This window comes from Bradyrhizobium sp. USDA 4452 (assembly GCF_054063575.1).
In genome coordinates, this window is the sequence record NZ_JBSSGK010000001.1 from 6,771,804 (window position 1) to 6,785,570 (window position 13,767).

The following is a 13,767-nucleotide window of genomic DNA, read 5'->3' on the forward strand; positions in this document are numbered from 1 at the left end:
CCATGACCCAGCAGACCAACGACCTCTCGAACTACTATCGCTACGAACTGGTGCACGGCGACCATGCCGATTTCATCGCTTATCAGCGCAATCTCGGCGCCGGCGTCTGGCAGACGTTCTCGACCTGGATGATCCCGCGCGGCAATGCCGATTGAAGCGATGAAATAACGGTGAGACCGCTTCAACGCTGACTGACCAGACGGTCGATCGGAATTGATCGCACGAAGAAAAGCGCCCGGTTGGTAGCCGGGCGCTCTCTTGTTTGCTGTGGCCGGGCGGCCCGGCCGCCCGTTAGAGCATGATGCGGAAAAGTGTGAAGCGGTTTTCCGAAAAGATCATGCGCAAACAAGAAGCTAAAGCGCGATGACGGTTCAACCCCATCTCATCGCGCTTTAGCGACGCGTCCGTCAGTTCGACTTCACCAGCGGGCAGCCGCCCTTGTCGAGCGGACGGAAGGCTTCGTCGCCGGGCACGGTGGCGATCAGCTTGTAGAGATCCCACTCGCCCTTGGATTCCTCGGGCTTCTTGGTTTCGAACAAGTACATGTCGTGCACCATGCGGCCGTCGATCCGGATATGGCCGTTCTTGGCGAAGAAGTCGTTGACCGGCGTCTTGCGCATCTGCTCCATCACCTTCGGCGCCTCGTCGGTGCCGATCGCTTCGATCGCCTTCAGGTAATGCATGGTCGCCGAGTAGAGGCCGGCCTGGATCATGGTCGGCATATGGCCGACCTTCTCGTTGAAGCGCTTCGAGAAGGCACGGGTCTCGTCGTTCATGTCCCAGTAGAATGCGTCGGTGACGATCAGGCCCTGTGTCGCCTTCAGCCCCAGTGCATGGGTGTCGGTGATTTCCATCAGCAGCGCGATCAGTTTCTGGCCGCCCTGGGTCAGGCCGAACTCGGCGGCCTGCTTCAGCGCGGTGGTGGTGTCGCCGCCGGCATTCGCCAGCGCCACGACCTTGGCCTTGGAGGCCTGCGCCTGCAGCAGGAAGGACGAGAAGTCCGACGAGTTGAGCGGATGGCGGACTTCGCCGAGCACCTTGCCGCCGGTCTCCTTGACGACGTTGGCGGCGTCGCGCTGCAGCGCCATGCCGAAGGCGTAGTCCGCGGTGACGAAGAACCAGGTGTCCTCGCCGCGCTTGACCATCGCCTTGCCGGCGACGTTCGACAGCGCGTAGGTGTCGTAGGTCCAGTGCACGGTGTTGGGCGAGCAGGCGCTGCCGGTGATATCGGAGGAGCCGCCGCCGGAGTTGATGTGGATCTTGTTCTTCTCGCGCGTCAGCGCCGAGATCGGCAGCGCGACCGAGGAGGTCGGCACGTCGAGGATCGCATCGACCTTCTCGTTGTCGTACCAGTTGCGCGCGATGCTGACACCGACGTCGGGCTTGTTCTGATGATCGGCCACGACGACCTGGATCGGCTTGCCCTTGACCTTGCCGCCGTAATCGGCGACCGCCATCTCGACCGCCGCGACCGAGCCCTTGCCGGTGGCGTCCGCATAAAGGCTCGACATGTCGGTGAGCACGCCGAGCTTGACGACATCGTCGGAGATCTGGGCGTGAGCCGCCGTGCCGGAGGCCGCAAGCGCGAGGCTGGCCGCCGCTGCGGCCAAGAGCGATTTCATCGTGTTTCTCTCCCTGATGTTTCGTTCGAGGTGGCTTCCACGGGGCACCTTCTATCCGGTGCGGCAACCTGTCGCAAAGACGACTTTTTGGGCATGCGCAGGGCGCGGCGGATCCAGACTTCTCCCTCTCCCCGCAAGCGGGGAGAGGTAAAAGAGCAATCCGATCGAGCTGCGTCCTACAGCGCCGGTAGCGCGGTGACGGCGGCCTTGATGGTGCCGTCGGTTTCCACGATCACCCGGAGCGTCTTCGAATCGAACGCAATGCCGGCAAGGCGGATGCTGGTGACGTCGGCGTCGACGCGGATGCCTTCCTCGTTCTTCTGCAGGTCGGCGATCGCGGCGGTGATCTTCCGCTGCGCGTTGGTCGCGAAAGGCTTCAGATCGACCACCAGGCGGTCGGCGAGCGCCTGCTGCAGATGCGGGACTGCCGCGCGCGCGGCGGCGCCGAGCAGGCCGAACGCGGCCTCGGACTCCACCGCCAGCTCGACGTCGGCCAGCCGCAGCGTCTGCGCCGCCTGATCGAGCCGCGGCCGGCCCCAGATGTGCACGGTCGCCTCGGCGCCGAGGCCGAAGAAGCTCTTCTTCTCCTTGGCGTGCACCAGGAGCGAGATCAACAGCCGGTCGCCGGAGGCGGCGATGCTCGCGCTCTTGACCGTCACGTCGACCGGGCCGGAGCCGTCCTCGGGGAAGGTCTTGCCCTTCAACTGCGCCTCGACCAGCTGCGTCAGGGTGGTGAAGGACATGTCGACCGGCAGGCCGACCGAGACCTGGCTCGGCATCGGCGGCACGATCGAGAGCTTGTCGGGGAACGGGCAGTTCGGCGTGGTCTGCGTCTCCGTGATCCGCGTCTCGGCCTCGATCCCCATGGTCAGGATCAGCGAGGACGCATCGACCTTCGGCTGCGCGGCGATCGCGCGGGTCGGCCGCAACTCGAGCCACATCGGCGGCATCGATGCGGTGCCGCCGGTGCCCTGCAGCGGGATCGAGCGGCAGGCCTTGGCCCATTGCTCGCGGGCGGCGTTCTGGAACACCGGATTGTTCTGCAACCGGGCCTCGACCACGGAAATCTGGTCGGCGACCGCCTTGTCGATGACAGGCTTGACCTGGGCCGGCACGCTGATGCGGACGCCGGCAGCCGACAGGCTGGTGTCGCCGAGATTGACCTGCGCCTGCAGGTTCGGCTCGATCCGCCAGGACGCGCCGAGCTTCGGCCGCGCGGTCAGCGTGACGCTGCCCTTGATGTCCGCATTGGCGTTGATGTTCTTGATGTTCACCGCGCCGATCTGCTTGGCGACGTTGCCGCCGAGCAGGCTGCCAAGCGCGTTGCTGACCGCGCCGGTCGCCTGTGCCGACAGCGAGCCGGTGACCTTCAGCGTGCCGTTGATCGGCGTCGTCAGCGTCAGCACGTCCTGCGCGCCGGTGGCTGCGATCGGGCCGCGCGAGGCGGTCCAGCCGATGTCGGCATTTTGCAGGATTTGCTGGACCGGGTTGTCGGCCTTGCCGCCGAAGGTCTTCGGCGCACCGCGTTCGGCGGCATCGCGGATCGCCGACAGCGCGACCGAGACCTGCGCCACGACCGTCGAAGAGCGCGGCGCCGCCGGCAGCGGCGGCAGTTGCACCAGCGGCGGCGCCTGCACCGTGACGCTCGGCGCCAGCCAGTCCATGGCCTTGAGGCTGATCGCGAACGAGACCAGCACCACCGTGAGCGCGAGCGCGATTGTTCTTGGATGCATCGGTAGACGCATCATTCCCCCGGATCAAATCAACTTGACGGGTTGTACAGGCCCGCCGACGAGGGCGCCAGTGTGGCGGGATCAAGCTGCTTCGGGGGCGGAGGCGGGCGGGTCGCCCGAGATCACCGGGACGTTAATGATTATGAACGCGACGACGGCCCCGGCATGGTGCCGGAGCCGCCCTCAATGTCTTGACGTGTCGGGCTCAGCGGACGGCCGAGCCGAGATCGGCGCGGCGATCGGTCATCGGCAGCACGATCACCTTGGTCCCGACGTTGACCCGCGAATAGAGGTCGGTGACGTCCTCATTGGTGAGGCGCAGGCAGCCGGAGGAGACGTGGGTGCCGATCGTCTCCGGCGCGTTGGTGCCGTGGATGCGGTACACGGTGCCGCCGAGATACATGGCGCGGGCGCCGAGCGGGTTGCCGGGGCCGCCGGCCATGTGGCGCGGCAGATAGGGCTGGCGGGCGATCATTTCCGGCGGCGGGGTCCAATCCGGCCACTCCGCTTTCTTGGTGATGGTCTGGGTGCCCGACCAGGTGAAGCCGTCGCGGCCGACGCCGATGCCGTAGCGCATGGCCTGGCCGCCTCCGAGCACGAGATAGAGATAGGTGTGCGGGGTATCGATGATGACGGTGCCGGGCGCCTCGCGGGTCGGATAGGCGACGACCTGGCGGCGCAGGCGGGCGGGCAATTCGACGGAGCGGTCTTGGTCCTGCGCCTGCGGCATCGACTGCACCGGCGGCTGCACCGCCTCGGTCGGCGGCATCAGGATGAAGGGGAATATCGGCAGCGGCGCGGCCGCGGCGGAATTCGAGACAGCGACGGTGCCGATCGCCAGCGCACCGAAGGCGGCGGCAGCGAGACGTGCGTTCAGCTTGATGGAATTGAACATTGTCGACCCCTGTTGTTTGCGCCTTGCGCGCCAGTTCCGGCGCGTCGTTGGGTCAAACCAGTACAGGTGAGGCGTTTCCGGACGTTTGCACGAAATCGCCAAAATGGTTTCGTGCCGTTAGGGATTTGTTTCGTGGGTGTTTCGTCGAACGGTTAAGGGCCGGTTGCCGGGTAGGTTGTACCGCATCAGGACATCTATCCTGGCACGAGGCTTGCTGCCCAAAGGCGTGGTTTGGAATGGAGTGGAAATCATGCCAGCGCCTTCGATCGGCAGCATGCTGGATCAGCAGGAAGGCTTTGGTCCCGGGTTCGATTTTCTCCGCGTTGCGCTCGCGATCTCGGTGGTCGCCGGTCATACGTCCTATGTCGCCACCGGTCGCGGCGACGCCGATCCGTCGTGGATCCTCTGGTTCCCGCAATTTGCCATCCTCGTGATGTTCTTCGCATTGAGCGGCTTCCTGATCGCCGCAAGCGGGCTGCGGCTCAGCCTGAAGGAATTCCTGATCAATCGCGGCATGCGGATCATTCCGGCGCTTGCGGTCGAGATCGTGCTGTCGGCGCTGATCCTCGGGCCGATCTTCACCACGCTGCCGCTCTGGGACTATTTCACCAGCGCCGGCACCTGGAAATATTTCACCAATGTCGTCGGGCTTGTGAACTACACCCTGCCGGGCGTGTTCACCGGCAATCCCGCGCCGGAGGTCAACAGCTCGCTGTGGACCGTGCCGTTCGAATATGGCTGCTACGCCGTGATGGCGGTCATCATGACGCTGGGGCTGCTGCGCAGGCCGGCGCTGATCGTGCTCGGCGCGGTCGTGCTGGTCGGAATCGGCTTTGCCGTGCAGATCACCGGACATGTCGCAACGCCGTCGCAACTGCCTCCCGGCGTCGCCGGCACTCTGTACGACAAGATCTTCAGCACGGCGCTGTTCCTCGGGCGCGGCGCGAAGCTGCCGGTTGCCTGCCTGCTCGGGATCGCGATCTACCTTTACCGCGACCGCATTCCCTATGACGGGCGCATCCTCGCCGTCTGCTGCGCGCTCTGCGTCGGAGCCGCACTACTTGGACCGGCTGCCTGGATCACCCAGCCCCTCCTCAACGCCGTCGTTGCTCCGGCGCTGGTCTATATCACCGTGTTCCTCGGTCTCTCGAAGCTGCCGCGGCTGCCGCTGTTTTCAAGGGGCGACTATTCCTACGGGATCTATCTGTACGGTTTTCCGATGCAGCAGGTGGTGAAGGTCTGGCTGCCGAACGCATCGCCGATTGTCCAGTTCGCCGTCGCGCTGGTGCTGATCACGACGTTCGCGGCGTTCTCCTGGCACTGGATCGAGAAGCCGGTCCTGAAGCTGCGCCGCCGTTTCTCGTTCGTGGCCCGCAGGCGGCTCGAGCCGGACGATATGGCCCGAACGCTCGAGGGGATCGGGCCACTCGCCGTCAGTGTGAGCGGCAGCCGGAGCGCACGATCTTCCTGACGGGCACCACAACGCCGTCCGTGCCCAGAGCTGCAGGAGCGCCGCCGACGCTCAGAAACGAACGTATCCGGCCAGTCCGTCCCACAGCAGCTTGGCCGCGGTGACGACGAGAATGGCATAGCAGAGACGGTAGAGCGCGCGCTGGTCGAGGCGTTCATGCAGCCGCCAGCCGGCCCAGACGCCGACCGGCACGGCCGGCACGCAAAGCGCCATCAGCATCCACAGGCTGCGCGACGGCGTCGCGAGCACCAGCCACGGTCCGGCCTTCAGCAAATTGCCGACCGTGAAGAACAGGCTGGTGGTGCCGGCGTAGAGCGCCTTCGGCATGCCGAGCGGGAGCAGGTACATCGCAAGCGGTGGTCCGCCCGAATGGGCAACCATGGTTGTGACGCCGGAAGAGAGCCCCGCGAGCGTCGCCTTGACCGTCGAGCGCGGCCGCGGCTTGATCTCGCCGCCGCCGATGAACCACAGCGCGGCGAACACCAGCGTCACCAGGCCCATCACGATCTCGACGGCGTGCCGGTCGAGGTCGCGCAGCACGAAATAGCCGAGGCCGATGCCGACGACGAGCGCCGGCAGCAGCATCGCGAGGTCGGCGCGCGACCACGTATTGGGGCGCCAGAACCGCAGCGCCGTGATGTCCATGACGACGAACAGCGGCGCGAGCAGCGCGCCGGCCGCGATCGGGTCCATCGCCAGCGAGAGCAGCGGAATGCCGACGATGGCAAAGCCGCCGCCGAACGCGCCCTTCATGAAGGAGATCAGGAGCACGCCGGCGAGGGCGACCGCGAGTACGAACGGCGCGGGCATGTCGGCGATGAGGGATGTGGTCATAATGTCGTGCAGAGCGTTGTGGTCGTACTGATATGGCCACGCGCGGATGCACGCGCAATCCAAACATTGCTCTCGGTGCACATTGCTCTCGGTGCAATCGCCGTGCGCGCCTAGCTGGCCCGTGTCCTCGGCAGGGCCGGCTTCTCGCCGTTGATCACCGCGCGGCGGTCGGAGACCGCGTGATGGAATTGCTCGAGCGTCAGCCCGATCGCTGAGAGATCGCCTTCCTCGATCGCGCCGTCGTCGTAGCAATCGAGCGCCTCGCGCAGCAGCGCGTCTGCGTCGCCCTGCATCGCGGCGAGTTCATCCGCCGTCTCGGCGCCGCGTACCCGCGAGATCAGCTTCAGCAGATTGTCGCGGTGGGTGACGTACTGCTCGCGCTCGTCGCGCTTCGCATAGTGGCGCAGCCATGCGCCCGCCGAGCCGAGGCCGGAGACCAGCAGGATGCCGCCCCAGATGTAGTCGGAGTATTTTTCGAGGAAGGTGCGCTCGGTGCCGTCGATATAGGCGGCCGCGCCCTGATGCGCCGGCAGCGCGGCATCCTTGTCGGTGTCCGGCTTCTCGATCTTGGCTGCCGCCGGCAGATCGCGCGCGACCTGGAGCCGCTGCGTGAACAATTGCCGATCGAGCGTGCCGACGGTTGCTTCGTGAAGGGCATGTTGCGCGATGATGAGGTGATTGACGCCGACGGTCTCGACCTTGTCCTCGGGACGGGCCGGAGAGGAGGAGAAGATGCTGCCGGCGATCTCCTCGGACTCATAGAGCGGATGTTTCTGCGCGATCGCTTCCGAGACATCGATGGGGAGGAATTTCGGTTCGCCGCGCGCGGCCGCCGTCGCCGCGATCGCTTCCGCCGTCACCTTGCTGTCGAGCGGCCCGACGGTCATGTAGGCGTCGAGCGAGGGATCGCGCGCCAGATCGGCGACCTTGTTGACTGCGAATTGAGTGATCGTGACCTTGTCGGGGTTGACGCCGGACTCGGTCAGGATCACGCGCAATAGCGTGACGTTGGCCGGGGTGCTTCCGACGACGCCGACCTTGCGGCCGGCGAGGTCGTCGATGCTCTTGATCTTCGCGGACCGCGGCTTGCCCTTGCCGCCCGACGGTGCCCACAGCACAACGACATTCTTGCGCAGGATCGCAACCGCCTCGGCGCTCGCCGGCAGGCTGAGATCGCCGCGCACCACCGCGAGGTCGACCTTGTTCGCGGCGAACAGCGCAATGCTTTCGGCGGCGCCCTGTGTCGTGACCGGTTTCAGCCGCACCGCGCCGCCGTCGCGCGCAAAGGCCTGCGCGAACCCCTGGATGAGCTTGACGTCTTCACTGCCGGTCGGGCCGACCGCGATCGAGAGGGTTGTCGAACGCAGACCGTAGAACAGCGCCGCGGCGGCGGCGGCAAACACGAAGATGCCGACCGCGAGGATCAGGAGCGAGGAGTTTCGCCGTTTGAGCCTGCGGCGCGTGGTGCCGGGATGTTCACTCTGCTGCTCTGACATCTGGCTGTCATGTTACACGAAAAACCGGCAGTTCGCCGTGAAAAACAACCTAACATTTCGATGACGTCATACGTTTGAAACATCCATGTCAGAACGTCGTGCGAGCAGAATCAAGATTAACGATTTGGGTCTCCTGCGATGCGCATACTCGTTGCGACCGATGCCTGGCATCCGCAAGTCAACGGCGTGGTCCGGACGCTGACCTCGCTTGCGCGTAGCGCAGCGACGCTCGGCGCCGAGATCGAATTCCTCACCCCCGACGGTTTCCGTTCGGTCGGCGTGCCGACCTATCCGGGCCTGCGCATGGCGCTGCCGAACCGCCGCGAGATCGCGCGCCGGATCGAGGAGGCCGCGCCCGAGGCGATCCACATCGCGACCGAGGGGCCGATCGGCTGGGCAGTGCGCGGCTATTGCCAGCGCAACAAGCTCGCCTTCACCACCTCCTACACGACGCGCTTTCCGGAATATGTTTCGGTGCGCACCGGAATTCCGGACAGCGTCGGCTATGCCGTGCTGCGCCACTTCCACGCCGCCGGATCGATGACGATGGTCGCGACCGACTCGCTGCGCACGGAGCTTGCCGGGCGCGGCTTCCGCAAGCTCGGCTTCTGGACCCGCGGCGTCGACACCAAGATCTTCAATCCGGACCAGCCGGCGGTGCTCGACCTGCCGCGGCCGATCTTCATGACCATGGGCCGCGTCGCGGTTGAGAAGAATCTCGACGCCTTCCTGTCGCTGGACCTGCCGGGCTCCAAGGTCGTGGTCGGCGACGGCCCGCAGCGTGCGGCGCTGCAACAGAAGTATCCCGACGCGATTTTCCTCGGCGAGAAGAAGGGCCAGGATCTGACCTCGCATCTCGCCGCCGCCGACGTGTTCGTATTCCCGAGCCTGACCGACACTTTCGGCGTCGTGCAGCTCGAGGCGCTGGCCTGCGGCACGCCGGTCGCGGCGTTCCCGGTCACCGGCCCGAAGGACGTCATCGCGGATCATCCGATCGGCGCGATCGACAACGATCTGCGCAGCGCCTGCCTGCGCGCGCTGAACATGTCGCGCGCGGACTGCCGCAATTTTGCGTTGGAGCGTTCCTGGGAAAACAGTGCGCGTCAGTTCATCGGCAATCTGGCCACGTTGCAGCCGAGCCGCGCGCCGCGGCCCGCCCGCCGCGTCGCCGGCCGCAGTGCGGTTCCGAATTAACAGCTCAATCGAACGAAAGACGAGAGACTCTACTATGGCTGAAATCATCAAGCTGGGCGCCGACCGTTCCATGGACTTCGACCGCGAAACGGTCGAGCAGGCCTATGACCGCTGGGCCCCGATCTACGACCTCGTATTCGGCGGCGTGTTCAGCAAGGGCCGCCAGGCCGCGATCCAGGCCACCAACAAGATCGGCGGCCGCGTGCTCGAGGTCGGCGTCGGCACCGGCATCTCGCTGCCGCTTTACAGTCAGAATGTGCGCATCTTCGGCACCGACATCTCCGAGGCGATGCTGGAGAAGGCCAAGAAGCGGGTTGCCGAGCAGGGCCTGAAGAATGTCGAGGGGCTCGCGGTGATGGACGCCGAGAAGCTCGAATTCCCCGACAATTCGTTCGACGTCGTGATGGCGCAGTACGTGTTGTCGGCGGTGCCGAACCCGGAAGCTGCCATGGACGAGTTCGCCCGGGTGCTGAAGCCCGGCGGCGAGATGATCGTCCTGACCCGTGTCAGCGCCGATGCCGGCGTGCGCCGCTTCATCGAGCAGAAGCTGCAGCCGGTGGTGCGCCCGCTCGGGTTCCGCACCGCCGAATTCGCCTGGTCGCGCTACACCAAATGGTTGGCCGGCGCGCGCGGCATGGAGCTCGCGGAGCGCCGCCTGATCCCGCCGCTCGGCCACTTCTCGCTGGTCCGCTTCCGCAAGGCTGATGTCGCCAAGGCCGCCTAAGCAGGCAGCCTGAGGCGGCCTGACCAAGGCGGCCCAGGGCCGCCGGTCCTCCCGGGTGAGGTGGCGCGCAGCGCTCCCAAGCCAGGATGCTACGATCTCCTCAGCTTCATCCCCGCAAACCTCGCCGGGATGAGGCAAAACCCTTCTCCGGTTGCGTCAAGGCGTCGCTCCGCATTGTCATATGTCATTATGATGATGTCACACGCGATACATCGAATCCCTGTAAATCCTGTCCCGAAAGATGTTGGGGGAACCAATGATCAAGAACTTTCTGCAAGAGCTGCGTACCCAGCGTTGGGATGACCATCGCTTCTACCACCACAGCCGGATCAACCAGAGCCTGCACTTCGTCAGCGCGCTGAGCTTCCTGTTCGCCTATGTGATGCTGTTCTTCGATCCGGTGGTGTCGGCGCTGGTCGGCTGGCTGGTCTCGATGACCTCGCGCCAGGCCGGCCACTTCTTCTTCGAGCCGAAGGGCTACGATCACGTTAACCAGGCGACCCACGAGCACAAGGAAGACATCAAGGTCGGCTACAATCTGCAGCGCAAGGTCGTGCTGATGGCGATCTGGGCGCTGTCGCCGATGGTGCTGTATTTCGACCCGACCCTGTTCGGCCTGTTCAAGCCCTGGGTCACGATGGGCGACTTCACCCGTCAGGTCGCCAAGATCTGGCTCGCGGTCGGCATCGGCGGCCTTCTGTTCCGCACCATCCACCTGTTCTTCATCCGCGACGTCGAGACCGGCCTCGTCTGGATGACCAAGATCGTCACCGACCCCTTCCATGACCTCAAGCTCTATCACAAGGCGCCGCTGTTCCTGATGAAGGGCGAGCTGATCGATCCGGGTCTCGAGAAGCACGTCAGGCACGCCTGATCGTTGCTCCAACGTCTTTGAACTGCGTCATGCCCGGGCTCGTCCCGGGCATCTACGTTCTTGGGAACAGAGCGGATAGCTTCGCGTTGAATATTCTTGACCGCACGCTCACTTCGCCTCTCCCCGCTTGCGGGGAGAGGCCGGATTGCATCGCAGATGCAATCCGGGTGATGGGGACTCTCCGCGAGTCCGTTTGTCAGCGAGTATGTGGAGACTCCCCCTCACCCCAACCCTCTCCCCGCAAGCGGGGCGAGGGGGGGAGACAGCGGTGCTTGGGACTAGCCTCAGCGCCCGAACCTCACGGCGACCATCTCTTTCAGGATCTGCCGCTTGATGTTCTTGTTGGTGAGGCCTTCTTTGTGCCACCACCAGCCGTCGCGCTTCATCTTCTCGGCGGCCGTGACGAAGCGGTCGGCGACCTCGGCGAAGTCGGCGTCGGTGTAGTTCAGGGTGAAGATCAGGCGGCCGGTGCCGACCCAGCTCAGCGCCAGGCCCTCGGCGCGCAGATAGTATTGCAGCATCCAGTTGTAGCGGGACGGCTCGGTGTAATAGACCGTCCAGATCGACGAGATGTTGCCGACGCGAACCGGCAGGCCCTGTTCGGTGAGGCGGTCGTTGAGCGCCTTGGCGCGGCCGTTCCAGGTCTCCTCCAGCCCGTTGTAGATCGAGCGGAAGTTGGGGCTGGCGAGCCGGCTCAAGAACTCGTCCATCGCCGTCATCACGTAGGGATGCGAATTGAAGGTGCCGCGGGCAAAGCAGATGTCGGCCGGCCGGTCGTCGCGGAAACGCCGCATAAGGTCCTTGCGGCCGCACACCACGCCGACAGGAAGCCCGCCGGCGAGGCTCTTGCCGTAGGTCACCATGTCGGCCTTGACGCCGAAATATTCCTGGGCGCCGCCGGCGGCGAGGCGGAAGCCGACAAACACCTCGTCGAAGATCAGGACGATGCCGCGCTCGGTGCAGACCTCGCGCAGCTTCTTCAGCCATTCGGTGTAGGCGGCACGGTCATAGCGGGAGGAGCGCGACGAATCGACCAGCGCGGAATCGCCGGGCGCGTTGCCGTTCGGATGCAGCGCCTGCAGCGGATTGACCAGCACGCAGGCGATGTCCTTGCGAGTGCGCAGCACGTGCAGCGTCTTCTCCGACATGTCGGCAAGCGTGTAGGTCTCGTGCGGCGACACCGGATTGCCGACGCCGGGCTGCACCTCGCCCCACCAGCCGTGATAGGCGCCGGCGAACCGCACCAGATGCGTCCGCTTGGTGTGGTAGCGTGCGAGCCGCACCGCCTGCATCACGGCCTCGGTGCCGGACATGTGGAACGAGACCTCGTCGAGGCCGGAGATCTCGCAGAGCCGCTTGACGTTGTCGGCAATGATCGGGTGGTAGGGGCCGAGCACGGGACCGAGCGCGTGCGCCCGCTTCTCACCCTCGGCGATGCACTCCTTGTAGAAGTCGTTGCCGAAGATGTTGACGCCGTAGGAGCCGGTCAGGTCGTAGGACACATTGCCGTCGAGGTCGGTAACGGTGACGCCGCTGGACGCCTCGACGAAGGCCGAGGTGCCGAGATGCTCGCGCACCAGGCGGCTGTACTGGAACGGCACGCGGTAGGTTTCGGTGAACTGCAGGTCGGAGATCCGCTCCGTCACCTCGGCGGTGAGCGCGCGGCCCTTGGGGTAGCGATCCGCGTAGAGGCCGGCGAGGCGGAAGAAGCCGTCCTGGCGCTGCATCGCGACGTCCTTCGGGGCTCCGTCGGAGCAAAAGAACGTGTCGATGTCGAATTCGTAGTGCGGCACCATGCGCGCCACCATCTTGGACATCTTGGAGTGTCCGGTCAGCGAGCGGTGCTTGGCCCGCGACAGCGCGAGGCGGGCCTGAATTTTGGGGAAAGCTGCGGCGGCGCCGGCAAGCGCGGCGGCGGACAGCGAGAGAATCGGAAGGGATGTTTCCATGACAGAAGCGCTAGCGTCGGCACCTAACAAATTCATGACAGTCAAGGGCCTGATCTCGGCATTCACCCAGCAGGAGGACCTCAATTTCCTGCTAACCAACCGGATTCCGCGGGCGGCGATCACCCGATTCATGGGCTGGTTCTCCAAGGTCGAGAACCCCCTGGTGCGCGATGCCTCGATCGCCTGCTGGAAGCTGTTCTCCGACCTCGATCTGTCCGAGGCGAAGAAGACCGAGTTCAAGAGTTTGCACGATTGCTTTACCCGCGAGCTGAAGCCCGGCCTGCGCCCGGCGGCGGCCGATCCCGCCATCATCGCGAGCCCGTCGGATGCGATCATCGGCGCGCATGGGCGGATCGAGGATGGGCAGCTTTTCCAGGTCAAGGGCGCGCCGTATTCGCTGCTCGACCTGCTCGGCGATCCCGCGCTGGTGGAGCAGCACAAAAACGGCCGCTTCGTGACGCTGCGGCTGACCTCGAGCATGTATCACCGCTTCCATGCGCCGTACGATCTTGCGATCGACAAGGTGACGTTCATCCATGGCGACGTCTGGAACGTCAATCCGATCGCGCTAAAGCGGGTCGAGCGGCTGTTCTGCAAGAACGAGCGCGCGGTGCTGCGGGCGAAGCTTCCGACCGGCGAGGCGCTGACGCTGGTTCCGGTCGCCGCGATCCTTGTCGCCAGCCTCCGCCTGCATTTCCTCGACGTCACGCTGAACGCGCAATCGCGCGGTCCGGTGGATTTCCCCTGTGACGCACATGTGAAGAAGGGCGACGAGCTCGGCTGGTTCGAGCACGGCTCGACCATCATCCTGCTGGCGCCCGGCGATTTCGAATTCTGCGACAATGTCGCGGAGGGAACACGGATCAAATGCGGCGAACCGTTGTTGAAAAAGCCTGCAAACTGATCTCGTTGTTTGCTGCGCGTCATTCTTTGAGCATGATCTGCCCGGAAAACCGGTTTCCACTTTTCCGGATC

12 protein-coding genes are annotated in these 13,767 nt (G+C 65.1%); 6 read left to right on the forward strand and 6 right to left on the reverse strand.

Translation table 11 applies throughout. The features are described 5' to 3' along the window. Window positions 1-2: 2 nt before the first annotated feature. Window positions 3-155 (forward strand): hypothetical protein, encoded by a 153-nt coding sequence (locus ACVISU_RS31675; protein ID WP_456709548.1) that lies wholly within the window; start codon window positions 3-5, stop codon window positions 153-155. Window positions 156-407: 252 nt separating this feature from the next. Here ACVISU_RS31675 and ACVISU_RS31680 read toward each other — a convergent pair whose 3' ends face one another. From ACVISU_RS31680 to ACVISU_RS31690, 3 genes are all read right to left on the reverse strand, one after another. Beyond that, window positions 408-1,622: an ABC transporter substrate-binding protein gene (locus ACVISU_RS31680; RefSeq protein WP_050403199.1), complete on the reverse strand. Its 1,215-nt coding sequence runs from the start codon at window positions 1,620-1,622 to the stop codon at window positions 408-410. Window positions 1,623-1,798: 176 nt separating this feature from the next. Next, window positions 1,799-3,367, reverse strand: a complete 1,569-nt coding sequence (locus tag ACVISU_RS31685) for a DUF4403 family protein (RefSeq protein WP_456710945.1) — start codon at window positions 3,365-3,367, stop codon at window positions 1,799-1,801. A gap of 193 nt (window positions 3,368-3,560) precedes the next feature. Beyond that, entirely contained in the window at window positions 3,561-4,250 is a 690-nt protein-coding gene (locus ACVISU_RS31690; RefSeq protein WP_456709549.1) for a L,D-transpeptidase, read from the reverse strand. Window positions 4,251-4,500: 250 nt separating this feature from the next. Here ACVISU_RS31690 and ACVISU_RS31695 point away from each other — a divergent pair, with 250 nt between their 5' ends. After that, entirely contained in the window at window positions 4,501-5,721 is a 1,221-nt protein-coding gene (locus ACVISU_RS31695; protein ID WP_456709550.1) for an acyltransferase family protein, read from the forward strand. A 51-nt stretch (window positions 5,722-5,772) separates the two neighbouring features. On the opposite strand, the gene ACVISU_RS31700 is transcribed toward ACVISU_RS31695, so the two are convergent. Continuing rightward, window positions 5,773-6,555 carry a sulfite exporter TauE/SafE family protein gene (locus ACVISU_RS31700; RefSeq protein WP_456709551.1) on the reverse strand — a complete coding sequence of 261 codons (783 nt, stop codon included), beginning with the start codon at window positions 6,553-6,555 and terminating at the stop codon, window positions 5,773-5,775. A gap of 110 nt (window positions 6,556-6,665) precedes the next feature. After that, window positions 6,666-8,051: a TAXI family TRAP transporter solute-binding subunit gene (locus ACVISU_RS31705; protein ID WP_456709552.1), complete on the reverse strand. Its 1,386-nt coding sequence runs from the start codon at window positions 8,049-8,051 to the stop codon at window positions 6,666-6,668. Window positions 8,052-8,189: 138 nt separating this feature from the next. Between ACVISU_RS31705 and ACVISU_RS31710 the strand changes: the two genes are divergently transcribed. The 3 genes from ACVISU_RS31710 (at window position 8,190) to ACVISU_RS31720 (ending at window position 10,843) form a co-directional block, all read left to right on the forward strand. After that, window positions 8,190-9,245, forward strand: a complete 1,056-nt coding sequence (locus ACVISU_RS31710; protein WP_456709553.1) for a glycosyltransferase family 4 protein — start codon at window positions 8,190-8,192, stop codon at window positions 9,243-9,245. A gap of 34 nt (window positions 9,246-9,279) precedes the next feature. Beyond that, window positions 9,280-9,969, forward strand: coding sequence for a class I SAM-dependent methyltransferase (locus ACVISU_RS31715; RefSeq protein WP_050403204.1), 690 nt, complete (start codon window positions 9,280-9,282; stop codon window positions 9,967-9,969). 256 nt (window positions 9,970-10,225) lie between these two features. Beyond that, complete coding sequence (locus ACVISU_RS31720; RefSeq protein WP_050403205.1) at window positions 10,226-10,843, forward strand: hypothetical protein; 618 nt, start codon at window positions 10,226-10,228, stop codon at window positions 10,841-10,843. 284 nt (window positions 10,844-11,127) lie between these two features. Here the strand turns inward: ACVISU_RS31720 and ACVISU_RS31725 are convergent, their stop codons facing one another. Next, a complete protein-coding gene (locus ACVISU_RS31725; protein ID WP_456709554.1) occupies window positions 11,128-12,792 on the reverse strand; it encodes an aminotransferase class III-fold pyridoxal phosphate-dependent enzyme in 1,665 nt (554 codons plus the stop codon). 34 nt (window positions 12,793-12,826) lie between these two features. Here ACVISU_RS31725 and asd point away from each other — a divergent pair, with 34 nt between their 5' ends. Further along, complete coding sequence (gene asd, locus ACVISU_RS31730; RefSeq protein ID WP_050403207.1) at window positions 12,827-13,696, forward strand: archaetidylserine decarboxylase; 870 nt, start codon at window positions 12,827-12,829, stop codon at window positions 13,694-13,696. Window positions 13,697-13,767 lie beyond the last annotated feature (71 nt).